We start from the raw sequence: 21,908 nt of genomic DNA, 5'->3' as shown, positions 1-21,908 counted from the left end.
GAGATTCAAGATAATGGCCATTCTTCTTCTGGCAGAACACGATAACACCCACCTCAACGATCAGACCGCCAAGGCGCTGGCCGCAGCGTCCCAGATCGGCGGTGACGTCCACATTCTCGTGGCCGGTTCCGGCGCAAAGGCCGCAGCCGACGAGGCCGCCAAGCTTTCCGGCGTCTCCAAGGTGCTGCTCGCCGACGACGCCAGTCTCGCCAACCGGCTTGCCGAGCCGCTTGCCGATCTGATCGTCTCGCTCGCCGGCTCCTATGACGCGATCGTCGCTCCGGCGACCGCTGCGGCCAAGAACGTCATGCCGCGGGTTGCCGCCCTTCTCGACGTTGCCCAGGTCTCGGAAATCGTCGAAGTGGTGAGCCCCGACACGTTCAAGCGGCCGATCTATGCCGGCAACGCCATCCAGACCGTGCAGGCGACCGACGCCAAGAAGGTCATCACCGTGCGCACCGCGTCCTTCCAGGCTGCGGCGGAAGGCGGCTCGGCACCGGTGGAAACCGTTTCGGCTGCCGCCGATCCGGGCATATCGAGCTTCGTGTCGGACGAGCTTTCCTCTTCCGAGCGCCCCGAACTCACCTCGGCGAAGATCATCATTTCGGGCGGCCGCGCGCTCGGCTCCTCGGAGAAGTTCAAGGAAGTCATCCTGCCCGTCGCCGACAAGCTCGGTGCGGCGGTCGGCGCTTCCCGCGCCGCGGTCGATGCGGGCTATGCCCCGAACGACTGGCAGGTCGGCCAGACCGGCAAGGTGGTGGCGCCCGATCTCTATATCGCCGCAGGCATTTCCGGCGCCATCCAGCATTTGGCCGGCATGAAGGATTCGAAGGTCATCGTCGCCATCAACAAAGATGAGGAAGCGCCGATCTTCCAGGTCGCCGACTACGGTATCGTCGGAGACCTCTTCGAGATTCTGCCGCAGCTTGAAAAGGCTCTCTAAGAACGGGCCTTTCGCAAACGCGAAAAAACTGGAAAAATGCCTGCCAGCGGAATAACAATCTGCCGGGCTGCATCACCGCAGTCCGGCATTTTCATGATAGACATGGGATGCGCGGCTGGGGCGCAGACGAGGGAGCGAGCATGGTAGCCTTGAAGAATATCGGCATCATCGGAGCAGGCCAGATGGGCTGCGGTATTGCGCATGTGAGTGCGATCGCCGGCTACAAGGTGCAGATGTACGACCTTTCGAAGGATCGCATCGAGGCGGCGCTCGCCACCATCAACGGCAACCTTGCCCGCCAGGTCTCCAACGGCAAGCTCTCTGACGAGGATCGCCAGGCAGCGCTTTCCCGCATTTCCGGTTCCGCCGATATCAACGATCTCGCGCCGATGGATCTGGTGATCGAGGCCGCCACGGAGGAAGAGGCCGTCAAGCGCAAGATCTATGCGCAGGTCTGCCCCGTCCTGAAGCCCGAGGCCATGCTGGCGACCAACACGTCCTCACTGTCCATTACCCGCCTCGCCTCCGCTACCGACAGGCCGGAGCGCTTCATGGGCATCCATTTCATGAATCCCGTGCCGATCATGAAGCTCGTGGAACTGGTGCGCGGCATCGCCACAGAGGAAAGCACCTTCCAGGCCGCCAAGGATTTCGTGGCCACGCTTGAAAAAACGGTGACGGTGGCCGAGGATTTCCCGGCCTTCATCGTCAACCGCATCCTTCTGCCGATGATCAACGAGGCGATCTATACGCTTTACGAAGGCGTGGGCTCGGTGGAGGCGATCGATACCGCCATGAAGCTCGGAGCCAACCACCCGATGGGGCCTCTGCAGCTTGCCGATTTCATCGGCCTGGACACCTGTCTTTCGATCATGCAGGTGCTGCATGACGGACTTGCAGACAGCAAGTACCGCCCCTGCCCGCTGCTGGTGAAATATGTCGAAGCTGGCTGGCTCGGCCGCAAGTCCGGCCGCGGCTTTTACGATTATCGCGGGGAAGTGCCTGTCCCGACGCGGTAATGCGAGCGGTCAGGCAGCCGCGATGTCCGTGTGGGGAAAATCATTCCCTTTGAACAGCAAAGGCAGGTCATGAACCTTCGCGCATGCGTAGGACATGCAATCGGCCAGATTGAGCTGAGCGGGATGGCCTCGCCCCTTTCCGTATTCCGCGAAAGCGCGAACGGCCGCCGTGGCGATCATCCCGTCGATGGATAACATCGCGATATCCGCCTCCTCCATCAACGCCCTGACACGCGTTTCGACCACCACGGGGTCGATATCGAGCATGGTCGCAAGTCGCATGGAGGCCTCAAGGACGACCAGGCCTGACGTGAAGCAATCGGCAGCCTGACCGATCCGCTCGGCATAGGCTGCGGCATCCGGCTCATCGGCCAACAGCGCCACAATGACAGACGTATCGATGAACATCAGGAATGGCCCCAAAGGTCATCGATCTCTTCCTTGGAGATCGATCTCCCGTTAGGCCCTGCCTGCGATCTGAGATCGGCTGATATCCGCGCAATTCTATCGGCCAGATTGGTTTTCGTGTTTTCCCGACGCAGCTCTTCCTCGAGCGCCTGAATGACGGCGGTCGTCATCGTGATATTGCGCCTTTCCGCCAGCTTCCGCGCAAGTTCGCGGGCTCGGGCGTCGCGGATTTGAAGTGTCATGACCATGCTCCGTTCGTCCCTAGATCGTATCATTACAGGAACGGAAAGTCATCCATACAGCAAGGAGGACATATTGAACGTCACGGCGCCTTCGCAGCCGAAATCAGCACCTTGGCATCCTCACTGTCCCACGCCGCCGGACCGTTCATGGCCGAGATCAGGCAGCCTTCCCTGTCCATGATGAGCGTGACGGGCAGGCCGAAAGCAAGCCCTTCCTTCTTGAGCGCATTGAACACGCCCATGGAACTGTCGCGATAATAGCCCAGCGCATCGACGCCGGTTTCGGCGAGAAAAGCCTTCGGCTTTTCGTCGCTGCCGGTATCGATATTGACGGCGACCACTTCGAAATCTTCGCCGCCCATCTCCTTCTCGAGCGCGTTGAGCGCCGGCATCTCTTCCCGGCAGGGGCCGCACCAGGTGGCCCAGAGATTGAGGAGTACGGTCTTGCCCGCAAAGTCGGCGGTCTTGAGATCCTGGCCCTCCGGTCCCTTGAAGGAAAGCTCGAGCGGGCGGGGCGGCTCGGCGGCCACCATGGCGGCGACCTGCCCCTTGGCGAACTCCGAAACGGATTTCACCCTGGCGACCGCTCCTTCGCATATGCCTGCGGTTTGCGCCGAGGTGACCTCCTCGCCATTGCCAGACCCCATGCTCCTCACGTATACCGCCACGGCGCCGGCGAGCACTCCGGCTACGGCGGCGATCAAGATCAGTCTGGCGGAAGGAAGGCCGAAAGGTCTTTTGGTCGTCATCAACTACTCCAGGACAGGCATCATGGCAGACGGTACGAAGGACGCGGTTTCCTCCAACCAGATGTGGGGCGGTCGCTTCGCTTCCGGACCCGATGCGATCATGGAGGAGATAAATGCCTCGATCGGCTTCGACAAGAAGTTGTTCGCTCAGGATATCCGCGGCTCAATGGCGCATGCGACCATGCTGGCGGAAAAAGGCATCATTTCCGCCGAAGATAAAGACAAGATCTTATCCGGCCTGAACACGATCATGTCAGAGATCGAAAGCGGCGGGTTCGAGTTCTCCCGCAAGCTGGAAGACATTCATATGAATGTCGAGGCCCGCCTTGCCGCGCTGATCGGCCCGGCCGCCGGCCGGCTTCATACCGCCCGTTCGCGCAACGACCAGGTGGCGCTCGATTTCCGCCTCTGGGTCAAGGAGGAGCTCGCCAAGACGGAAGCGATGCTGACGGGCCTGATCGCGGCCTTCCTCGACCGCGCGGAAGAACACGCCGATACGGTGATGCCGGGCTTCACGCATCTCCAGACCGCTCAGCCGGTGACCTTCGGCCATCACTGCATGGCCTATGTGGAAATGTTCGGACGCGACCGGGCCCGCGTGCGCCACGCTATCGACCACCTCGACGAAAGCCCGATCGGCGCCGCCGCCCTTGCGGGCACGGGCTTTCCGATCGACCGCCACATGACAGCCAAGGCGCTCGGTTTCCGCGAGCCGACCCGCAATTCGATCGATACCGTCTCCGACCGCGATTTTGCGCTGGAATTCCTGTCCGTGGCAGCGATCTGCGCCGTGCATCTGTCGCGCCTGGCCGAAGAGATCGTCATCTGGTCGACGCCGCAATTCGGCTTCGTGCGCTTGTCCGACGCCTTCTCGACCGGCTCCTCCATCATGCCGCAGAAGAAGAATCCGGATGCGGCCGAACTGGTTCGCGCCAAGACCGGCCGCATCAACGGTTCGCTGGTCGCGCTGCTGACCGTCATGAAGGGCCTGCCGCTCGCCTATTCCAAGGACATGCAGGAAGACAAGGAACAGGTCTTCGACGCGGCGGAAAATCTGGAACTCGCCATCGCGGCCATGACCGGCATGATGCGCGACATGACCATCAACAAGGACAGGATGCGCGCCGCGGCCGGCTCCGGATACTCCACCGCGACCGATCTGGCCGATTGGCTGGTGCGCGAGGCGGGCCTTCCCTTCCGCGATGCCCATCACGTCACCGGCCGTGCCGTGGCGCTTGCCGAACAGAAGGGCTGCGACCTTGCGGAGCTTTCGCTCACGGAATTGCAGGCGATCAATTCCGCCATCACCGAGAGCGTGTTCGACGTGCTTTCCGTCGACGCCTCGGTCGCCAGCCGCACGAGCTTCGGCGGCACCGCGCCCACTGAAGTGAGAAAACAGATCGCCTGGTGGCGCGCCAGGAACTGATGGCGCGATTGATTCCGGAATAGTGACTGCACAAGCGGCCGGAACTTCGCTATGACAGAGCCGCCGCCCATGCCGGAGAAGGAAAGAATGTCGAAATCCCTGGTAAACCTTGCCCGCTTTGCTCTGGTGCTGAGCCTCACCGGCTTCGTAGCCGTCGGCTGTGGCCGCAAGGGCGACCTCGACCGGCCGAGCACGCCTGTGGAGCAGCAGAACAAACGCGGTGGACCTGCGAAGGCGCAGCCTGCGCAAGACCAGCCCTTCCTTCTCGACCCGCTTCTCTAGAGCATCGCCGTGAACCATTTTCATTATATCGACGGCGTGCTGCACGCCGAGAACGTACCTATCCCGGAGATCGCCAAGGCGGTCGGGACGCCGTTCTACGTCTATTCGACCGCGACGCTGGAGCGACACTACAAGGTCTTCGCCAAGGCCTTCGCCGATGTGGACACCATGGTCTGCTATGCCATGAAGGCGAATTCCAACCAGGCGGTGCTGAAGACGCTCGGGCGGCTGGGCGCCGGTGTCGACGTGGTTTCGGGCGGCGAACTCCGCCGCGCGCTTTCGGCCGGCATTCCGGCAAGCCGCATCATGTTCTCCGGCGTCGGCAAGACGGCCGGTGAGATGGACCTCGCTCTCGAAGCCGGCATCTACTGCTTCAACGTGGAATCCGAGCCGGAACTGGAAGTGCTGAACGCCCGCGCGGTAAAGGCGGGAAAGAAGGCGCATGTCTCCTTCCGCATCAATCCGGATGTCGATGCCGGAACCCATGCGAAGATTTCGACGGGCAAGAAGGAAAACAAGTTCGGCATCTCCTACGAGCGCGCACGTGACGTGTATGCCCATGCCGCGACCCTGCCCGGGATCGAGGTGACCGGCATCGACATGCATATCGGCAGCCAGATCACCGAGCTGCAGCCCTTCGAGGATGCCTTCCGGCTGCTCAGGGAACTCGTGGACACGCTACGCGGCGATGGCCACCGCATCGACCATGTGGATATCGGCGGCGGGCTGGGCATTCCCTACAAGGACGACAATACGCCGCCTCCGCTGCCGGATGCCTATGCGGATACGGTCAAGCGCCAGCTCCGCTCGCTGAATTGCAAGATCGTCACCGAGCCTGGCCGGCTGATCGTCGGCAATGCCGGAATTCTCGTCACCGAAGTCATCTATGTGAAGGATGCCGGCGAGAAGCACTTCGTGATCGTTGACGGCGCCATGAACGACCTCATTCGCCCGACGCTTTATGACGCCTACCACATGATCCGCCCTGTCGTTACACCGTCGACGGACACGCCGCGCATCAGGGGCGACGTGGTCGGCCCCGTCTGCGAAACCGGCGATTACCTGGCGCTGGACCGGGAGATGGCCGAACCGCAGCCCGGCGACCTGATCGCCATCGCTTCGGCGGGCGCCTATGGCGCGGTTCAGGCCGGAACCTACAACTCGCGCCTGCTGGTGCCGGAGGTTCTGGTGAAGGGCGGCGACTTCCATGTGGTGCGCCCGCGCGGCACCTATGAGCAGCTTATCGGCCTCGATTCCCTGCCCGCATGGCTCGACTGACCGGCTGACGCCGCGTTCACTTTTGCGGGAAACGGCGCAAATAATGGGAACGGAAAGCTCCCTGCCCTCGTCTTCGCCATAAAGATCGCTATCCTTAAGCTGGATTTGCGCCGCCACGATCGGAGACGGACCGCATGAGCTTAACCCGCAAAGGTGCATTCGAAACGCATCCCTTGCTTGCGCGCCGCGTGGCGCTGAAGCGCTCCTTTGCGCGGGTCGTGCTGTTCTTCGAGCGGCTTTTGCCGCGCCTCCTGCCGCCGCTCGGCATTGCCGCACTCTTTCTTTCCGTCGCCTGGTTCGGCATTTTCCGCTTCTCGCCGGATTGGCTTCGTTGGCTTCTGGCAGCCGGCTTCGGTATTGCCTTCCTCTACACGCTTCTTCCGCTGACCCGGCTGCGCTGGCCGGAGCCCCATGAGGCGGACCGACTTCTGGAGGAGCGTAACGACCTGCCGCACCAGCCGGTGGCGGTGCAGGAAGACGAGCCAGCCTTCGAAACGCCCTTCTCGCGGGCGCTCTGGAAGGAACACCAGATCCGCATGGCGGAGCGCATCGCCGCGCTCGATGCCGGCCTGCCGCAGCCGGATATAGCCCGGCATGACCGTTTCGCGCTGCGCGCCATTCCCGCCCTCGTGTTCGTGGTGGCGCTCGGCTATTCCTTCTCGAACGGCGGCGGCTCGCTCAGCGACATCTTCCGCGCCTCAGCGCCGGCTGCCAGCACCAATCCGGACCTGCGCATCGACGCCTGGCTGACGCCGCCCTCCTATACCGGCCGCGCACCGGTGTTTCTCACGGGGAACGACGTCGCCCAGAACAAAACCTTCTCGCTTCCGCAACACTCGGACCTGACGGTGAGATTGACCGGAGGTGATGGGCTCGAGGCAGTGGAATTTGCGCCAAGCGCGGGCGAAGGCCCGGTCGCGCTGGTAAGCCAGGAAGCTCTTGCCTTGCAGAAGAAGGCCCAGCAGGAAGGCGCCGAGAATGTCGACGCCGCCCCGGCAAAAGGGGAGGACGACGGCAAGCCGTTACCCCGCCGCACCTACTCCATGAAACTGGAAGAGAACGGAGAGCTGACGGTCAACGGCCAGCTTTGGACGTTTGAAGCCATCCCGGATCGTCCACCTGAGATCAGCTTCGACAAGCCCCCGCGCAGGGCAATCAATGGGGCGCTTGAAATTGGCTTCATCGGCAAGGACGACTACGGGATCCGTGAAGCTCACGCCGTCATCGAACCGATGGACGTCAACGATCCGACGGCAACGCCGCTTTATCCGCCCCCGACCTTTCCTTTGGAGCTTCCCCGTCGGAGCGGTTCCGAGGTCAAGGGACTGACCGGACGCGACTTGACCGATCATCCGCTGGCGGGACAGAGGGTCCGTGTAACGCTGGTGGCGAAGGACGGCGCGGGACAGACGGGTCAAAGCCCGCCTCAGGAGATAGTCCTACCGTCGCGGCCATTCTCCGAACCCCTGGCTGCGGCAGTCGCCGAAGAGCGCCAGGTCTTCGCGCTCGACACGCGTCAAATGCCCCGCGCCATCGAGCTCAATGAAGCGCTTGCGCTGCGCCCCGACGAGACGATCCCCAACCTGAAGCATTTTCTGCTGATCCGCTCGGCACTCGGCCGCATGCAGCAGGCTCGTGGCGAAGAACAATTGAAGGAGACTGCCGAATATCTCTGGCAGATCGCGCGGGGCATCGAGGATGGCGATCTTTCGGCGGCGGAGCAACGGTTGCGCGACGCGCAGAACGCACTCAACGAGGCGCTGAAAAACGGTGCCTCCGATCAGGAGATCGCGCGGCTGATGAAGGAGCTGCGCGATGCCATGCAGCAGTTCATGACCGAGCTTGCCCAGCGGCTGCAGAACAATCCGCAAGCCTCGCAGAACATGCAGGCCCAGAACATGCTTCGCCAACAGGACCTGCAGAACATGATGGACCAGATCGAGAATCTGGCCCGTTCGGGCAACCGCGATGCCGCCCAGCAACTCCTCTCCGAACTGCAGCGGATGATGAACAACCTTCAGGCAGGCCGCATGCAGCGAGGCCAACAGGGCCAGCAGCAGAACAGCCCGATGCGCGAACAGATCGACCGGCTCGGCGACATCATGCAGGAACAGCAGCGGCTCATGGATCAGACGTTCGGGCTGGACCAGGCTCTGCGCGACCGCATGCAGCGCGGCAATCCCGATCAACCCTATGAACAGGGGCAGCCCGGACAGCCACAGCAGGGCCAACAGGGCCAGCAGCAAGGGCAGCAACAGGGGCAGCAACAGGGGCAGCAAGGGCAGCAGCCCACCGATCAGATGACCGCCGAACAGTTGCGCGAGGCGCTGCGGAACCTGCGCGCCCAGCAGGAAGGCCTCGGCCAGAAGCTGCAGGAGCTCCAGAAAGCCCTTGAAGGGCTCGGCATGCAGCCCAGTGAAGGCTTCGGCCAGGCGGAGCGGGAAATGGGCAATGCCGGCCGCGCTCTCGGCCAGGGCCAGGGCGAGCAGGCCGTGCAGGGTCAGGGCAATGCGCTCAACGCGCTACGCCAGGGCGCCCAGAACATGATGCAGCAGATGATGCAGGCCATGCAGCAGAGCGGCGAGGGCCAAGGCCCCGAGCAGGGCATGGCGGGCCAAGGCGGACAGGACGACCGCGACCCTCTTGGCCGTCCGCGTGCAACAGACCCCGGGATTGACGGCGGAGGACCGAAAGTACCCGACGAGATCGACGTACAGCAAGCGCGGCGAATTCTCGACGCCATCCGTGAGAAGCTGGGCACGGCCATACAGGAAAGACTTATGAACCCCTCGGCAAGCGAAACCGAGCGGCAGTATCTGGAGCGTCTCCTGGAGATCCGCTGACGCCAGCCGCTGCGGCCGGCAAGACTATGGCCTCAGGCAGCAAGCGCCATGGCGACCGCCTTGCGGATATCAGGCAGCGCGAAGGGCTTTTGAACCACATCCACGATCTTCGACTGGAGATCGTCGGCGCGTTCGCGCTGCTCGGCATAGCCGGTCATCAGCAGGATCTTGAGGCCGGGAAACCGCTCCGCGGCCTGATGCGCCAGTTCGATGCCGTCCATCACCGGCATGCGGATATCGGAGAGCAGAAGATCGAAATCCGTTTCGCCGAGCCTCTCCAGCCCTTCGGCGCCATCGCCGGCCTCATAAGTCTCATGACCATCGAGGCGAAGCGCCCGGGCAACGAAGCTGCGCAGCGTATCCTCATCCTCGGTAATCAAGATCTTGGCCATAGCGATCATCGCTCCCTGTATGTGTCAAATCGGGAGCAACTCACCAGAGTTTTCTTGTCGAGGAGTAAACGCCGGGGCCCTCAGGACCGGCATGGTTAACACCTTACGACTTTTGCGCTTCCTCATCCACGTCGCCGGTGACGACGCCGACGAAGGGAAGCTCGCGAAAGGCATAGGCAACGTCCATGCCGTAGCCCACGACGAAATAGTCCGGACACTCGAACCCGACATAATCCGCCTCCAGCGCCTCCTTGCGCTTGACACTCTTGTCCAACAGGACGGCGACCGAGACGTTGCGCGCGCCGCGCTCGTAGAGAATTTCCTTGGCGAATTTGAGCGTGCGGCCGGATTCGAGGATGTCGTCGATCAGGAGTACGTCGCGATCCTTCACATCGCTGTCGATGTCCTTGACGATGCGCACCCCTTGCGAGACCGTGCCGCTGCCGTAGCTCGACAGCGTGATGAACTCGACTTCCGGAGCGAGCCCCGTTTCGTGCAAAGCACGAAGAAGATCGGCTGCGAAGATGAAGGAGCCCTTGAGGATGGCGATGACCAGGAGGTCCTTGGTCGGCCCATTGGCGATTTCGGCCGCTATGGTGCGATTGCGCTCGGCGATCTGTTCGGCGGTGAAAAGCGGCTCGATGATCTTGCCGCGCACGACGGGCATGACGTTCTCCTGCGTGTCCTAAAGATGCGCGCTTAGCACAACCGCGCAGCTTTAGGCACCCTGCGCCGCAAAGGAAAGGCGAAGATCAGGCAGTTTTCCACCGGGGTGAGGCACGCGGGCCGAAAAACCGTGGCTGCGTCCGCCTTCGATGGCGACAACGGGTGCGCCGATGAGAGTGCTCGTCAGCACCTTTTCATCGACCATCAATTCCGCCCGGATGGAGGGCATTGCAAGCCTTCCTTCCCCGCGGTTTTCCACGATACCGTTGATCAGGAGCACGCGCATGCCATCGGCATCCTGCGGCGTCAGGCTCACATGCGTTATGTCGAGGGCGGGGCCGGCATCGGCTTCGGCCGCCCCGCTGAACAGCGAGAAACCGCCGGCAAGCCCGAAGACCGCGACGAAGATCGCGGCCAGCACGGCCGAAAACATATCGGCCGAAAGCCGCATCAGCGCCGTCTCGATCCGATTGACGGCGCTAACGATGCCATCCCGGATCGGATTTCGGGCGATCTTGCGGCGGGGCATTGCCTTGCTATTGTCGTTCTGGAAGCCGTGGCGACCGCGCTGGCCCGCGCCAAGCGTCACGAACTCGGCATCGTCCGCATCCCGGCGCGGAGCAGGCCTACGGGCGGAACGGCTTGCCTGACGTTCCGGCGGCAGGATGTCCACGATCCTCACGACTTTCTCCTGCCGTGCGCCGGATGTGCTCATGGAGGCCTCCTTCTGCCGTTTTCCCGGGTTTCAGGGAAAACGGGGCATTGAAACGAACCCCTCCCAGTCGTAAATTCGAATGGTTAATGCTTCGCAAAAATGGCCCGAAAATCGCCCTTTTCCGCGCGCGATTTGCAATTCGTTTACCCGCGTCGTTAACAGATGGCGGGACTTGAAAAACCAGAGACTGGGTTCTCCGTTGATCCATTTCGAAAATGTCGGCCTGCGGTACGGGATGGGCCCGGAAATCCTCCGGGACATGACCTTCGACATACCGAAGCGATCGTTTCAGTTCCTCACCGGCCCTTCCGGCGCCGGCAAGACGACGCTGTTGCGCCTGATGCTGATGTCGCTGCATCCGACCCGCGGCCTGATCCACATGTTCGGGCGCGACCTTTCGCAAATCCCCCGCACCGAACTGCCGATGCTACGCCGCCGGGTCGGCATCGTCTTCCAGGATTTCCGCCTGCTCGACCACCTCACGACCTACGAGAATGTCGCTCTGCCGCTGAGGGTCCGCGGCAAGGACGAGGGTGCCTACCGAAACGATGTGATCGAGCTTCTGAAATGGGTGGGGCTCGGCGAGCGCATCAACGTGCTGCCGCCGGTGCTATCGGGCGGGGAAAAGCAGCGCGCCGCGATCGCCCGCGCGCTGATCGACCGGCCGGAAATCCTGCTGGCGGACGAGCCAACGGGCAATGTCGATCCTCCCATGGCAAGACGCCTGCTCAATCTCTTCCTCGAACTCAACCGGCTCGGGACCGCCGTCGTCATCGCCACGCATGACCTTGGCCTCATGGATCAGGTCAATGCCCGGCGGATGATCCTGACCGAAGGACGCCTCGATATATATGAATGAGCTGAGCCGCCTCAGAGCCCGCAAGGTCGGGAAGCCATCAGCCACGGAGCAGCAGCCGCGGCGGACGGAGATGCATGTGCGGCCGACCGCGCCCATCCTGCCGGCCTCCAACATCCAGGGCAATGCGCTGATGGTGGTGATCGCCATCATGGCCTTCCTCGCCTGCCTGACGCTCGGCGCCGTCAGCATGGTGCGCGCAACCGCCGCGAGCTGGCAGAGCCAGATTTCCCGCGAGATCACCATACAGATCAAACCCGAGGAAGGGCTGGACATGGATGCGACGCTCCAAAAGGCGCGCGAGCTGGCGCTGACCTTCGTCGGCACGCGTTCCGGCACGATCATGGACGACGACGCCACTGCGCGCCTGCTCGAACCCTGGCTCGGCACCGGCCTGGACCTGAGCGAGCTGCCGGTTCCCCGCCTCGTCATCATCACCATCGATGAGCAGAACCCACCGGATTTCGCAGCAATGCGCGACCTACTGGCGAGCGAGGTTCCGCAAGCCTTTCTCGACGACCATCGCACCTGGGTGGACCGGCTGGTCTCCATGGCGCATACCACAGTGCTGATCGGCATCGGCGTTCTCGTGCTGGTCTTCACGGCGATGATCCTGACCGTGATCTTCGCCACGCGCGGGGCGCTCTCCGGCAACCGCCACATCGTGGAAGTGCTGCATTTCGTCGGAGCCGAACGCTCATTCGTGGCGACCGAGTTTCAGAAGCATTTCCTGAAGATCAGCCTCAAGGGCTCGGCCGCGGGAAGCGCGCTTGCCGCCCTCTTGTTTGCCACGGCAAACCTCTGGCAATCGCGCTCGCTGGCGACCCCCGAGAGCGATCAGGCGACCGCCCTGTTCGGCACATTCACCATAGGGTTCGGGGGCTATCTCGGCATCTTTGCCACCATGATCGTGATCGCCCTGCTGACGACACTCACGGCGCGTTTCACCGTCATGCGCACGATCGACGAGATCGATTTCATCCGCTCCGATCCCGCACGCTCGGAAGGAGCACCGCCTTCCTGAACCCGTCCATCGTTTTGCTGCGAGGAAGCCCTGTTCTCGCCACGAATCTCCGGCTATGGACTTTGATATGAATTCGGGCCCGACCATGCGCAGGACACCGACGCCGCGCCCGCCCCAGGGGGGCTGGCTTTCGCGGGACGGCTGGTTGCGCTGGTCGGCGAGGCGGCTCATCATGGCATGCGTGCTGATAATCGCCGGCCTGTTCGGCGGCTTTCTCTGGTATGCCGATACCGTGACCTCGCTCAAGGCGCCGGATGGAGTCAAGGCGGACGCCATCGTCGTCCTGACCGGGGGCTACCAGCGCATCGAGCAGGCGCTCGGCCTTCTGCGGGACGGCGCCGGACACCGGCTCCTGATCTCCGGCGCCCATCCTTCCACCACGCCGGCGCAGATCCGCAAGGTGACCCAGGGCTCGGCAGATCTCTTCGATTGCTGCGTCGATATCGGGTACGATGCGATCGACACCATCGGCAATGCCAATGAGACCGCCCGCTGGATACACGATCACGGCTACAAGTCGGTGCTGGTCGTCACCAACAACTACCACATGATCCGCAGCCTTCATGAGCTGCGCCGCGCCGACCCCGAAACGGAATTCATTGGCTATCCGGTGATCAATTCCGACCTCAGCAGAAAAGCCTGGTTCACCGAGCCGGACGTGCTGCGCACCATGCTCAGCGAATACGGCAAGGTGGTCCTCGCAACTCTCCGCGACTGGATCGGGTTCCACCACGGCAGCGGGCTGCGCACCGGCGACACTTCGCAGCGGACGGCAAGCAGGACCTCTCCGGAAGATTGACGGAGCGCCTGGCGCGGAAGAAGAGCTTTTTTCATGCCGCGATCTCGTGTAGGCAACGCCTGTCCACTGGGAACTGTTTCTTCATGCTGCTGGCGCGCTCGATCCTTTTCAACATCGCCTTCTATACGAATCTCATCGTCCGGATGATCGTGCTGAGCCCGATCTATTTCCTGATGCCGCGCAGGGCCGCCTATCGGATTCCCAAGGCATGGGCCGCCTCCTCCAACTGGCTGATGGCGAAGATCGTCGGCGCCACATTCGAGATCGAGGGGATGGAGAACGTGCCGGAAGGCGGCTGTATCTTCGCGCCCAAGCATCAATCCGCCTGGGATACGATCGCCCTCCTGCCCTTTCAGAAGGACCCGGTCTATATCCTCAAGCGTGAACTGACGTGGATTCCGCTCTTCGGCTGGTACGCGATGAAGCAGCGGATGATACCCGTCAATCGCGGCGCCCGCGGCAAGGTCATGGTGGATGTCATGATCCGCACCAAGGAGGAGATGGCCAAGGGCCGCCAGCTCATCATCTATCCCGAGGGCACCCGCCATCCGCCCGGCGCCGAGCCCGAATACCGCTACGGAATTGCCCGCATCTATCGTGACGTGCAGGTGCCGGTGGTACCCATCGTCGGGCACTGGGGACTGTTCTGGGGCCGCCGCAAGCTGATCAAATATCCCGGCCATTTCAAGGTACGCATCCTGCCGCCGATCGAGCCGGGCCTCGATCCCGACATCTTTTTCCAGACGCTGAAAGACCGGATGGAGAAGGCGAGCGACGAGCTTCTGATCGAGACCGTGGAAGCCAATCCGCATCTGCCGTTGCCGCCGACGGCGGTGAAGCGGCTGGCGGAGCTGCGGGCTCAGAACGCCGCCTGAACTCCGCGAGCCGACGCGGCCACCCCGGCCCCGACCCCCTCAAGCCAGAGATCGCGTATGCCCATTTCCCGCAAATGGGCGAGCGTATTGAAAAGATAGGCATCGTTTGGCCCGGATTGACCGGAGGAGCGGCGCACGATTTCGGCAGCTTCCTCGATGCCGAGCGCCCCTGCATATTGCACATGCGACCGGTCGACGACGTAGCCCACCGCCTTCACGTAGCGGCCATCGCTGAGCATGACGGCAAGCATTCTTTCCTTGTAGACATTGGTGACCAGTTCCCGCTTGCGCAGGTATTCGAGAACCTCGCCGCGGTCTTCAAGGCTCACCCGGAACGCCATGCCGCGGCACGAGCCGCCGCGGTCGAGCCCAAGCACGAGACCGGGATTTTCAGGCGTGCCGCGATGCACGTAGGATCGGATGCAAAGCGAGCGGCGATAGCCGAAGGCGCGCGCGGCTTGCGTCTCCTCATGCGGGAAGCCGGGGTTCCACATGAGCGAGCCGTAGCCAAATACCCAAAATTCGTCCATATCCCAAGCCAAGCCGTATTCGAGATTCGCAGTCACCATTGGAGAACATCATGGCAGCGTCAAGCCGGTCCGGTGTCAGCCGAAAACTTTGGTTCCTGGCCAGCGCGGTGCTGGTCGTCATCGCGCTATATACCGCCGGATGGTTCTATGCCGCATCGGTGCTCAAAGAAAAGACGCTGGCCCTGCTCGGCAGCCAGGAGACGAAAGGCGTGAGCGCCGCCTGCGCGGACGCCGAATATCGCGGCTATCCCTTCCGTATCGGCCTCTTCTGCTCCCAGGTTGCGGTCGACGATCGCAACAACGGCATTTCCGCCACCTTCGGGCAATTGCGTTCCGCAGCCCAGATATACAATCCAGGCCATATTGTCTGGGAACTCGATTCACCGGCGGTGTTCCGTACTGGCCATGGGCTGACCGTATCCAGCACCTGGGAAAACTTCCAGTCGAGCCTGGTCACCAAGCTCAAAGGTGTCGAGCGGACCTCTGCCGTTCTCGACAATCTGAAAACCAGCATCGTCTCGGCGGCCACCGGCCAGTCTTTCGACATCAACGCCGCGCATACCGAAATCCATATGCGCCAGAACGGGCAGGATCTGGACGCCGCCCTTTCCATCCGCGACACCGATACGACGGCCAAGGGTATACCCGCGCTGCTGCCGAGGCTTTCCGCGACGCTCGACCTGACGCTCGTCGGCCGCGCCGGCATGATCGACGGGAGCGATCCGAACGGCATGGCGCTCTACGGGACGCAAGGCGAGATGCGGAGATTGACGGCCGATCTCGGCGAGGGGCGGCTGATCACCGTCACCGGGCCCTTCTCCTTTGATGGCGAGGGATATCTTTCCGGCCGGCTGAAGCTCCAGGTCGAAAAGATCGATGCCTGGCGCGACGGCCTGTCTCAGGCCTTTCCCGACATGGCTCGCACGATCGAAACCGCGACGAAAATGCTCTCGGCTCTCAGCGGTGGAGAAAACGCCTCGCTCGACCTGACGATCAATCGCGGCAAGGTTCTGGCAGGCGGCTTCATTCCGATCGGCGAGATTCCGCCGATCTGAGACTAACCGATCTGCTTTACAAAGAAGATTTCCCGAGCGGACTGGATGCCAGGAAACGTCAGGGACCCGGCTTCGACGAATCCATTGCGGCGATGCCACTCCTGCGGCTCGAACTCGTCCAACTCGCTTGAGGTCATCAGCAAGCGGACGCCGCGGGCGCGCATCTGATCTTCCCAGGCGCGGAAAAGTGCCGTGCCCGCACCCAATCGACGGCATCCAGGCTCCACCTTGATCATGTCCATGTAGGGGATGCGACCCCAGAAAAGCGAGAAACGGAGAAACCCGACGACTTCGCCCTCGCGACGCGCAAGCAGATACTCTCCAAGCTCAATGCAACGGAGCACCCATTGCGCATCCACATGCGGGTCGTGTCGAAGCAGCCAGTCGAAATCCTCCGGGCTCGCCTTCGCTACCTCCACCATAGCGGCGTACTATTTCTTGGCGTCCAGCGCGTGGCGGCCGAAGTCGGGCGCATCCACATCCTGGCCCGCCTGGACGATCGAGCGGCGGATCGCACGGGTGCGGGTGAAGAGCTCGAACAGCTTGTCGCCCTCCCCCCAGCGGATCGCCCGCTGCAGATAGGCGAGATCCTCCGAGAAGCGCGCCAGCATTTCCAGGATCGCATCCTTGTTATGCAGGCAGACGTCGCGCCACATGGTGGGATCGGATGCCGCAAGACGGGTGAAATCGCGGAAGCCCGATGCGGAATATTTGATGACTTCCGATTCCGTCACCGTCTCAAGGTCGTCGGCTGTGCCGACGATATTGTAGGCGATAATGTGCGGCAGGTGGGAGACGATCGCCAGCACCTTGTCATGATGCTCGGCATCCATCTCGTCGATCCTAGAACCGAGCGCGGTCCAGAAATCCTTCAGCCGCTGGAGAGCGTCCGCATCCGTGCCGGGCAAGGGCGTGAAGATGCACCAACGATCGCGGAAAAGCCCTGCAAATCCCGCATCGGGTCCCGACTTTTCCGTTCCCGCCAACGGATGGCCGGGAATGAAATGCACGCCTTTCGGCATATGCGGCGCCATCTGCGCGATGACCGAGGCCTTGGTGGAACCAACGTCGGTGACGATGGCGCCGGCTTTGAGCGCCGGAGCAATCTGCCTGGCGACCTCCTCGGAAGCGCCGACCGGCACGGAGACGATGACGAGATCGGCATCCCTCACCGCGTCCTCAGCAGACGCGACGTAATGCGTGCCGAGCGCAAGCTCCTCCGCGCGCTTCAGGGTCTCGGCGCTGCGGGTGGAAACCACCACATCGCGCGCCAGCTTGAGTTCCTTGACGTCGCGGGCGATGGAAGAGCCGATAAGGCCGATCCCGATCAGCGCGATCCGCTCGAAATGCGGTTCACTCATGCCGTTTTTCCCATGAATTCGCCGAGCGCTTCGATGACGCCGCGATTGGCCTCTTCCGGACCGACCGACATGCGCAGCGAATTGGCAAAGCCGTAGCCTTTCACGGCGCGCAGGATATAGCCGCGGCTGGTGAGGAAGGCATCCGCATCCGCCGCGCGCTTGCCTTCGACCTCGGGAAAGTGGATCAGCACGAAATTGGTGACCGACGGCGTAACCGCAAGACCGATCGCCTCGAAGGCCTGCGTCAGCTTGCCGATCCAGAGATTGTTATATTCGACCGCCTTTTCGATGAAGGCCTGGTCCTGGATCGCGGCAGCACCTGCAGCGATCGCGGGCGCGTTCATGTTGAAGGGGCCGCGCACGCGGTTCAGCGCGTCGAGTATGCCGGCGGGGCCGTACATCCAGCCGATGCGGAGTGCGGCAAGCCCATAGACCTTGGAAAAGGTGCGGGTCATGACGACGTTGCGGTTGCCCGAAACGAGCTCCAGCCCCGCCTCATAATCATTGCGGCGGACATATTCCGCATAGGCCGCATCCAGCACGAGGATGACGTGCTTCGGCAGGCCGGCATGCAGGCGGCGGATTTCCGAAACCGGCACATAGGTGCCCGTTGGGTTGCCCGGATTGGCGATGAAGACCATCTTGGTCCTGGGCGTGACCGCGGCAAGGATCGCATCGATATCGACCGTGCAATCCTTCTCCTTCACCGTGACCGGAGCGGCGCCGGCGGCCATGATCTGGATCTTGTAGACCAGAAAGCCATGTTCGGTGATGATCGCCTCGTCACCGGCACCGAGATAGACATGGCAAAGCAGACCGAGCAATTCATCCGATCCGTTGCCGCACATGATATTGGCGGGGTTGAGCCCGTGAACGGCGGCGATCGCCTCGCGCAGTTCGCTGGCCTGTCCGTCCGGATAAAGCTCCAGATGGTCGGCCGCATGCCGGAAGGCCTCACGCGCCTTCGGGCTCGGCCCGAGCGGCGTTTCGTTGGCGGAGAGCTTGAAGACGCGCGCCACGCCCGGCGCGTGGTCCTTACCCGGAACATAGGCGGCGATATCCAGGACACCCGGACGCGGAGCGGGCTCATTCATGACGATGCTCATCGATCGACCTTTTGGAATACCAGGACGGCAGTTGATCCAGTGGCATTAAAGCCGAAAGAACCCTTTGTCGAGGGTAGCCCGTTTATGGATGCGATCAGATTGTTTGAAGCGAAATTGTCGGAACGCAATCGCGCCAAACGTCTTCAACTTGTTCAAAACGTCAAGGGAGCAGAGCAATGAGCATTGGCGACTACGAGGATGTCAAAGCGCTGTTGGGAAATTGGGCGGAGGCCCTACGCACGAAAAATGCCGATGCGATCATCGGATGCCAGTCCGCGACGATCCGGCAATTCACCCTTGCCCCTCCCCTGGAGGAAAGCGGAAACGACAGGGCCGGCCTGCAGGCCTGGCTCGATACCTGGGAGGGCGACCTCGATTTCGAGATCACGAATACCGACCTGCGCGTCGGGGGCGACATCGGCTGGTGCAGCGCTCTCGCCAAGCTCGGCGGCCAAAAAATCGACCAGGGCAAGCAGAGCTTCTGGTTTCGCCTGACGGTCACCTTTGCCCGAGAGAACGGCCGCTGGCTGATCGTCCATACGCACGAATCGGTGCCCTTCGCCATGCACGGTCAGCCGCTCGGGATCTTCGATCTCGAGCCGTGATCAGCGGCTGCGAGTGGTCGGCACGCCCTGCGGCGCAAGTACCGGCACGAAGACCCGGCGCGAAGCGCGGGAGGCAACGGGCAGGCCTTGATAAAGCCGCTTCTGGGCTTCCACCACGATCACACCGGAAAAGACCGGCCAAAACCTGCGCCCCATCCTCTCGAAACCGTGCCGGAGCTTCAACACCGCGCGGATCTTCGAGGGAGGGAAGAACAGCGCCTCGGCGCTGGCGCCGGGCGTGAAGTTCGCCTCCCTGAGCAGGGAGGTGAGCTGCCCGCGCGAATAGGGCCGGCCGGAACCGAAGGGCGTGTGCTCCATGCGGGCCCATACACCGCGGCGGTTCGGCACGACGATGACGAGGCGTCCGCCGGGCGCTAGCACCCGCCAAACTTCCTTCAGCGTCTCACGAGGATTTTCGGCAAATTCCAGCGAATGCACCATCAGCACGCGGTCGATGGACGAGTCCGGCAACGGCAGCTCCTCATCGAAGACGAGGGCTGTTGAGGAAAGCTCGCCGACAGGCCAGTTCACCGCCCCCTGGCCTGCCGGCATGAAGGCGAAGCTGCGCTCCGTATCCGCACGGAACCGTTCGAGATAGGGAACCGCATAGCCGAGCCCCACCAGCCGCTCCTCCGGCAACCGCGCCCAGAGGGAGGAAAGCGCCATCAGGATCGACTGCTCGGCAAAGCGTCCGAGCTGCGAGTGGTAGAATTCACGGAGATCAACGATATCGGTGTGCATTGATAGGGTCTCTGTTTTCAATGCTATCAGAGAGTGGTTGGACTTCAAAGCGCAACCCCCTACATTGTTTCCAAACACATTTTCGGAAAATACGAGGCCTCTGATGAAACCTTTGGAAATCGAAGTCTTTTCATGTCGAAGCGATAACTATGGCGTCCTGGTGCATGACCCCGAAAGCGGGCTGACGGCCTCCATCGACGCTCCCGAGGAAAAACCCATTGTGGAGGCCGCGGACCGGCGCGGCTGGAAGATCACCCACATTTTCACCACCCATCACCACACCGATCATGTCGAGGCCAATCTCGCGCTGAAGGAAAGGTTCCATCTCGAAATCATCGGGCCGTTCAACGAGGCAGTCGCCATCCCCGGCCTCGACAAGACCATGGCCGATGGAGACGAGTTCCAGTTCGGCGAGCATCTGGTGAGGGTCATCGAGACGCCCGGGCATACCGCCGGCCATATCTGCTACCATTTTCCCGACGACAAGCTCCTGTTTGCTGCCGACACACTCTTTGCGCTTGGCTGCGGGCGGCTGTTCGAGCGCCCCGCCGCTGACATGTGGCATTCGCTGCAGAAGCTCGCCGTGCTGCCGGACGAGACGGCGATCTATTTCGGCCACGAATATACGCTTTCCAATGCCAGGTTCGCGCTCACCGTCGATCCCGGCAACGAACGCCTGAAGGCGCGGGCGGCGGAGATCGAGGCTCAGCGCGCCGAAGGCAAGTTCACCATCCCGACGATGATGGGGCTGGAGAAGGAAACCAATCCCTTCCTGCGGGCCAACGACCCGGCCATCCGCCGCAACCTTGTGATGGAATCGAAGACCAATGAAGAAGTCTTCGCCGAAATCCGCAAGCGCAAGGACAATTTCTAGGTCGTCTGCTCATCACAGGAAAACACCATGTCTCTTTCGAATTCGAAGGCCGAGGAGATCATCCGCACGCTTGGCTTGCAGCCTCATCCGGAAGGAGGCTGGTATGTGCAGACGTTTCGCGACGGGAATGGCACCGACCGAGGCCCTTCGACCGCAATCTACTATCTGCTGCAGGCCGGCGAACGATCCCACTGGCATCGCGTCTGGGACGCGGCGGAGGTCTGGCATTTTTATGCGGGCGATCCCTTGCTCCTGCGCATCTCCAGGGACGGGCGGAATATCGAAACGGTGACGCTCGGCATTGATCTGACGAAGGGCGAGCGCCCGCAGGCGGTCGTTCCGGCAGACGCATGGCAATCGGCGGAACCGGCGGGCAGTTTCACGCTGGTCGGCTGCACGGTGGCGCCCGGCTTCGAATTCTCGAGTTTCGAAATGGCCCCTCCCGGCTGGGAGCCGTCAGCCGGCGAGTAGAGGAAGGCCGGCGATCGCGAGCGTCAGGATCAATTGGGCGGCGTAATAGCTGCCCCAGATCAACGGCCTCAGCTTTCCCGCCGCAGGTGACTTTGGGCCGACAAGGAAGGTCTGGATCGCCAGCGCCATATCCGAAACGGTAAAAAGCGCCGCTCCGGCAAAAAGCGAGACCCCGCCCACCGCAAGCGCAGAGAGCGCCATGGCGATGATCGCCAGCGCGTATGCTGCGACCGGCGGAGCAAGCGCGCCCGCCGGCTTCCACAGTACGAAGAGCATCATGGAAAATACGATGACGAGCGTCCAGGCGGCGGCATAGCGCCAGGCCTCGGTGATGATGATTTCGGGTTCGAGCGCCGGCCAGAAGAGCCCGACATAAGCGAGATGGGCAAGAAGAAATGCCGCAAGGCCGCGGATGAAGGCGGGCTTACCGTCATAGGCGAGAAAGGCATCCCCAATGGCACCGAGCAGCAGGGCGGCGAGCAACAATGCGGGCGCACCCGAAAGGGCGGCATAGCCTGCGAGCAGGAGGACCGGAAGCGTCTTGAATATCGCGCGGTAATGGCTCGCCGGCCTTTCCAGCCAACGGAAATAACCGAGCGCAAGCACGATTGAGGCGGCAAGCACCGCCAGAGCCAGAAAATCCACGAT

The 21,908-nt window shown here is 62.3% G+C and carries 26 protein-coding genes; 14 read left to right on the top strand and 12 right to left on the bottom strand.

Going from position 1 to position 21,908, the window contains the following annotated elements; all coding sequences use genetic code 11:
* Window positions 1–13: 13 nt before the first annotated feature.
* Together YH62_RS21765 and YH62_RS21760 are read left to right on the top strand one after the other, a co-directional pair.
* Window positions 14–943, top strand: coding sequence for an electron transfer flavoprotein subunit alpha/FixB family protein (locus tag YH62_RS21765; RefSeq protein WP_046796362.1), 930 nt, complete (start codon window positions 14–16; stop codon window positions 941–943).
* 140 nt (window positions 944–1,083) lie between these two features.
* Entirely contained in the window at window positions 1,084–1,962 is an 879-nt protein-coding gene (locus YH62_RS21760; RefSeq protein ID WP_046796433.1) for a 3-hydroxybutyryl-CoA dehydrogenase, read from the top strand.
* Window positions 1,963–1,971: 9 nt separating this feature from the next.
* Here the strand turns inward: YH62_RS21760 and YH62_RS21755 are convergent, their stop codons facing one another.
* The 3 genes from YH62_RS21755 to YH62_RS21745 form a co-directional block, all read right to left on the bottom strand.
* Entirely contained in the window at window positions 1,972–2,370 is a 399-nt protein-coding gene (locus YH62_RS21755; protein WP_046796361.1) for a type II toxin-antitoxin system VapC family toxin, read from the bottom strand.
* The gene (locus YH62_RS21750) at window positions 2,370–2,612 is read right to left on the bottom strand and encodes a type II toxin-antitoxin system VapB family antitoxin (protein ID WP_046796360.1); all 243 of its coding nucleotides are present in this window, start codon (window positions 2,610–2,612) and stop codon (window positions 2,370–2,372) included. Before YH62_RS21750 ends, YH62_RS21755 begins: the two co-directional genes overlap by 1 nt.
* Before the next feature lie 80 nt (window positions 2,613–2,692).
* On the bottom strand, window positions 2,693–3,361 hold the full coding sequence (locus YH62_RS21745; RefSeq protein WP_046796359.1) for a TlpA disulfide reductase family protein: 669 nt from the start codon (window positions 3,359–3,361) through the stop codon (window positions 2,693–2,695).
* A 22-nt stretch (window positions 3,362–3,383) separates the two neighbouring features.
* Here YH62_RS21745 and argH point away from each other — a divergent pair, with 22 nt between their 5' ends.
* From argH to YH62_RS21725, 4 genes are all read left to right on the top strand, one after another.
* Window positions 3,384–4,787, top strand: a complete 1,404-nt coding sequence (gene argH, locus YH62_RS21740; RefSeq protein WP_046796432.1) for an argininosuccinate lyase — start codon at window positions 3,384–3,386, stop codon at window positions 4,785–4,787.
* 87 nt (window positions 4,788–4,874) lie between these two features.
* Window positions 4,875–5,069 (top strand): hypothetical protein, encoded by a 195-nt coding sequence (locus YH62_RS21735; RefSeq protein WP_046796358.1) that lies wholly within the window; start codon window positions 4,875–4,877, stop codon window positions 5,067–5,069.
* Window positions 5,070–5,078: 9 nt separating this feature from the next.
* The gene (lysA, locus tag YH62_RS21730; protein WP_046796357.1) at window positions 5,079–6,347 is read left to right on the top strand and encodes a diaminopimelate decarboxylase; all 1,269 of its coding nucleotides are present in this window, start codon (window positions 5,079–5,081) and stop codon (window positions 6,345–6,347) included.
* 134 nt (window positions 6,348–6,481) lie between these two features.
* Window positions 6,482–9,190 carry a TIGR02302 family protein gene (locus YH62_RS21725; protein WP_046796356.1) on the top strand — a complete coding sequence of 903 codons (2,709 nt, stop codon included), beginning with the start codon at window positions 6,482–6,484 and terminating at the stop codon, window positions 9,188–9,190.
* Between the two features lie 32 nt (window positions 9,191–9,222).
* Here the strand turns inward: YH62_RS21725 and YH62_RS21720 are convergent, their stop codons facing one another.
* The 3 genes from YH62_RS21720 to YH62_RS21710 form a co-directional block, all read right to left on the bottom strand.
* Window positions 9,223–9,582 carry a response regulator gene (locus YH62_RS21720; RefSeq protein ID WP_046796355.1) on the bottom strand — a complete coding sequence of 120 codons (360 nt, stop codon included), beginning with the start codon at window positions 9,580–9,582 and terminating at the stop codon, window positions 9,223–9,225.
* A gap of 103 nt (window positions 9,583–9,685) precedes the next feature.
* The gene (gene hpt / locus YH62_RS21715) at window positions 9,686–10,249 is read right to left on the bottom strand and encodes a hypoxanthine phosphoribosyltransferase (RefSeq protein WP_046796354.1); all 564 of its coding nucleotides are present in this window, start codon (window positions 10,247–10,249) and stop codon (window positions 9,686–9,688) included.
* 51 nt (window positions 10,250–10,300) lie between these two features.
* On the bottom strand, window positions 10,301–10,963 hold the full coding sequence (locus YH62_RS21710; protein WP_046796353.1) for a hypothetical protein: 663 nt from the start codon (window positions 10,961–10,963) through the stop codon (window positions 10,301–10,303).
* A gap of 199 nt (window positions 10,964–11,162) precedes the next feature.
* Between YH62_RS21710 and ftsE the strand changes: the two genes are divergently transcribed.
* From ftsE to YH62_RS21690, 4 genes are all read left to right on the top strand, one after another.
* Window positions 11,163–11,822 carry a cell division ATP-binding protein FtsE gene (gene ftsE / locus YH62_RS21705; RefSeq protein WP_046796352.1) on the top strand — a complete coding sequence of 220 codons (660 nt, stop codon included), beginning with the start codon at window positions 11,163–11,165 and terminating at the stop codon, window positions 11,820–11,822.
* Complete coding sequence (locus YH62_RS21700; RefSeq protein ID WP_046796351.1) at window positions 11,815–12,843, top strand: ABC transporter permease; 1,029 nt, start codon at window positions 11,815–11,817, stop codon at window positions 12,841–12,843. Before ftsE ends, YH62_RS21700 begins: the two co-directional genes overlap by 8 nt.
* 67 nt (window positions 12,844–12,910) lie before the next feature.
* A complete protein-coding gene (locus YH62_RS21695) occupies window positions 12,911–13,642 on the top strand; it encodes a YdcF family protein (protein ID WP_082118454.1) in 732 nt (243 codons plus the stop codon).
* An 83-nt stretch (window positions 13,643–13,725) separates the two neighbouring features.
* Window positions 13,726–14,517, top strand: coding sequence for a 1-acyl-sn-glycerol-3-phosphate acyltransferase (locus YH62_RS21690; RefSeq protein WP_046796350.1), 792 nt, complete (start codon window positions 13,726–13,728; stop codon window positions 14,515–14,517).
* Here YH62_RS21690 and YH62_RS21685 read toward each other — a convergent pair.
* On the bottom strand, window positions 14,502–15,086 hold the full coding sequence (locus YH62_RS21685) for a gamma-glutamylcyclotransferase (RefSeq protein WP_046796349.1): 585 nt from the start codon (window positions 15,084–15,086) through the stop codon (window positions 14,502–14,504). The genes YH62_RS21690 and YH62_RS21685 overlap by 16 nt on opposite strands.
* Before the next feature lie 11 nt (window positions 15,087–15,097).
* Here YH62_RS21685 and YH62_RS21680 point away from each other — a divergent pair, with 11 nt between their 5' ends.
* Window positions 15,098–16,102 carry a DUF2125 domain-containing protein gene (locus YH62_RS21680; RefSeq protein WP_046796348.1) on the top strand — a complete coding sequence of 335 codons (1,005 nt, stop codon included), beginning with the start codon at window positions 15,098–15,100 and terminating at the stop codon, window positions 16,100–16,102.
* Window positions 16,103–16,104: 2 nt separating this feature from the next.
* On the opposite strand, the gene YH62_RS21675 is transcribed toward YH62_RS21680, so the two are convergent.
* The 3 genes from YH62_RS21675 to hisC are packed head-to-tail and all read right to left on the bottom strand — an operon-like array spanning window position 16,105 to window position 18,569.
* On the bottom strand, window positions 16,105–16,524 hold the full coding sequence (locus tag YH62_RS21675) for a GNAT family N-acetyltransferase (protein ID WP_046796347.1): 420 nt from the start codon (window positions 16,522–16,524) through the stop codon (window positions 16,105–16,107).
* Between the two features lie 9 nt (window positions 16,525–16,533).
* Complete coding sequence (locus tag YH62_RS21670; protein ID WP_046796346.1) at window positions 16,534–17,463, bottom strand: prephenate/arogenate dehydrogenase family protein; 930 nt, start codon at window positions 17,461–17,463, stop codon at window positions 16,534–16,536.
* Window positions 17,460–18,569: a histidinol-phosphate transaminase gene (hisC, locus tag YH62_RS21665; protein WP_046796345.1), complete on the bottom strand. Its 1,110-nt coding sequence runs from the start codon at window positions 18,567–18,569 to the stop codon at window positions 17,460–17,462. Before hisC ends, YH62_RS21670 begins: the two co-directional genes overlap by 4 nt.
* Before the next feature lie 176 nt (window positions 18,570–18,745).
* Here hisC and YH62_RS21660 point away from each other — a divergent pair, with 176 nt between their 5' ends.
* Window positions 18,746–19,174, top strand: a complete 429-nt coding sequence (locus tag YH62_RS21660; RefSeq protein ID WP_046796344.1) for a nuclear transport factor 2 family protein — start codon at window positions 18,746–18,748, stop codon at window positions 19,172–19,174.
* Here the strand turns inward: YH62_RS21660 and YH62_RS21655 are convergent, their stop codons facing one another.
* Complete coding sequence (locus tag YH62_RS21655) at window positions 19,175–19,915, bottom strand: class I SAM-dependent methyltransferase (RefSeq protein WP_046796343.1); 741 nt, start codon at window positions 19,913–19,915, stop codon at window positions 19,175–19,177. It lies immediately after the preceding gene.
* Window positions 19,916–20,018: 103 nt separating this feature from the next.
* On the opposite strand from YH62_RS21655, the gene gloB reads away from it, so the two are divergent.
* Both gloB and YH62_RS21645 read left to right on the top strand, forming a co-directional pair.
* The gene (gene gloB / locus YH62_RS21650) at window positions 20,019–20,789 is read left to right on the top strand and encodes a hydroxyacylglutathione hydrolase (protein WP_046796342.1); all 771 of its coding nucleotides are present in this window, start codon (window positions 20,019–20,021) and stop codon (window positions 20,787–20,789) included.
* A gap of 27 nt (window positions 20,790–20,816) precedes the next feature.
* Window positions 20,817–21,260 carry a cupin domain-containing protein gene (locus YH62_RS21645; protein ID WP_046796341.1) on the top strand — a complete coding sequence of 148 codons (444 nt, stop codon included), beginning with the start codon at window positions 20,817–20,819 and terminating at the stop codon, window positions 21,258–21,260.
* Here YH62_RS21645 and YH62_RS21640 read toward each other — a convergent pair.
* Window positions 21,246–21,905 carry a lysoplasmalogenase family protein gene (locus YH62_RS21640; protein WP_052760477.1) on the bottom strand — a complete coding sequence of 220 codons (660 nt, stop codon included), beginning with the start codon at window positions 21,903–21,905 and terminating at the stop codon, window positions 21,246–21,248. The two genes, YH62_RS21645 and YH62_RS21640, sit on opposite strands and share 15 nt — an antisense overlap.
* Window positions 21,906–21,908 lie beyond the last annotated feature (3 nt).

The sequence above is a fragment of the Rhizobium sp. LC145 genome (genome assembly GCF_001005825.1).
Taxonomy (GTDB): Bacteria; Pseudomonadota; Alphaproteobacteria; order Rhizobiales; family Rhizobiaceae; genus Neorhizobium.
This window is presented reverse-complemented; position numbering and strand designations above follow the sequence as displayed.

What these genes read in the sequence shown, in the direction of transcription:
- YH62_RS21760 (WP_046796433.1), top strand. Translation starts at nt 1,084, where the DNA reads ATGGTAGCCTTGAAGAATATCGGCATCATCGGAGCAGGCCAGATGGGC.
- YH62_RS21755 (WP_046796361.1), bottom strand. Translation starts at nt 2,370, where the DNA reads ATGTTCATCGATACGTCTGTCATTGTGGCGCTGTTGGCCGATGAGCCG.
- YH62_RS21695 (WP_082118454.1), top strand. Translation starts at nt 12,911, where the DNA reads ATGAATTCGGGCCCGACCATGCGCAGGACACCGACGCCGCGCCCGCCC.
- YH62_RS21645 (WP_046796341.1), top strand. Translation starts at nt 20,817, where the DNA reads ATGTCTCTTTCGAATTCGAAGGCCGAGGAGATCATCCGCACGCTTGGC.
- hisC (WP_046796345.1), bottom strand. Translation starts at nt 18,569, where the DNA reads ATGAGCATCGTCATGAATGAGCCCGCTCCGCGTCCGGGTGTCCTGGAT.
- YH62_RS21750 (WP_046796360.1), bottom strand. Translation starts at nt 2,612, where the DNA reads ATGACACTTCAAATCCGCGACGCCCGAGCCCGCGAACTTGCGCGGAAG.
- YH62_RS21725 (WP_046796356.1), top strand. Translation starts at nt 6,482, where the DNA reads ATGAGCTTAACCCGCAAAGGTGCATTCGAAACGCATCCCTTGCTTGCG.
- YH62_RS21735 (WP_046796358.1), top strand. Translation starts at nt 4,875, where the DNA reads ATGTCGAAATCCCTGGTAAACCTTGCCCGCTTTGCTCTGGTGCTGAGC.
- argH (WP_046796432.1), top strand. Translation starts at nt 3,384, where the DNA reads ATGGCAGACGGTACGAAGGACGCGGTTTCCTCCAACCAGATGTGGGGC.
- YH62_RS21700 (WP_046796351.1), top strand. Translation starts at nt 11,815, where the DNA reads ATGAATGAGCTGAGCCGCCTCAGAGCCCGCAAGGTCGGGAAGCCATCA.
- YH62_RS21685 (WP_046796349.1), bottom strand. Translation starts at nt 15,086, where the DNA reads ATGGTGACTGCGAATCTCGAATACGGCTTGGCTTGGGATATGGACGAA.
- YH62_RS21675 (WP_046796347.1), bottom strand. Translation starts at nt 16,524, where the DNA reads ATGGTGGAGGTAGCGAAGGCGAGCCCGGAGGATTTCGACTGGCTGCTT.
- YH62_RS21655 (WP_046796343.1), bottom strand. Translation starts at nt 19,915, where the DNA reads ATGCACACCGATATCGTTGATCTCCGTGAATTCTACCACTCGCAGCTC.
- YH62_RS21720 (WP_046796355.1), bottom strand. Translation starts at nt 9,582, where the DNA reads ATGGCCAAGATCTTGATTACCGAGGATGAGGATACGCTGCGCAGCTTC.
- YH62_RS21690 (WP_046796350.1), top strand. Translation starts at nt 13,726, where the DNA reads ATGCTGCTGGCGCGCTCGATCCTTTTCAACATCGCCTTCTATACGAAT.
- hpt (WP_046796354.1), bottom strand. Translation starts at nt 10,249, where the DNA reads ATGCCCGTCGTGCGCGGCAAGATCATCGAGCCGCTTTTCACCGCCGAA.
- YH62_RS21680 (WP_046796348.1), top strand. Translation starts at nt 15,098, where the DNA reads ATGGCAGCGTCAAGCCGGTCCGGTGTCAGCCGAAAACTTTGGTTCCTG.
- YH62_RS21670 (WP_046796346.1), bottom strand. Translation starts at nt 17,463, where the DNA reads ATGAGTGAACCGCATTTCGAGCGGATCGCGCTGATCGGGATCGGCCTT.
- YH62_RS21745 (WP_046796359.1), bottom strand. Translation starts at nt 3,361, where the DNA reads ATGACGACCAAAAGACCTTTCGGCCTTCCTTCCGCCAGACTGATCTTG.
- YH62_RS21710 (WP_046796353.1), bottom strand. Translation starts at nt 10,963, where the DNA reads ATGAGCACATCCGGCGCACGGCAGGAGAAAGTCGTGAGGATCGTGGAC.
- gloB (WP_046796342.1), top strand. Translation starts at nt 20,019, where the DNA reads ATGAAACCTTTGGAAATCGAAGTCTTTTCATGTCGAAGCGATAACTAT.
- YH62_RS21765 (WP_046796362.1), top strand. Translation starts at nt 14, where the DNA reads ATGGCCATTCTTCTTCTGGCAGAACACGATAACACCCACCTCAACGAT.
- YH62_RS21660 (WP_046796344.1), top strand. Translation starts at nt 18,746, where the DNA reads ATGAGCATTGGCGACTACGAGGATGTCAAAGCGCTGTTGGGAAATTGG.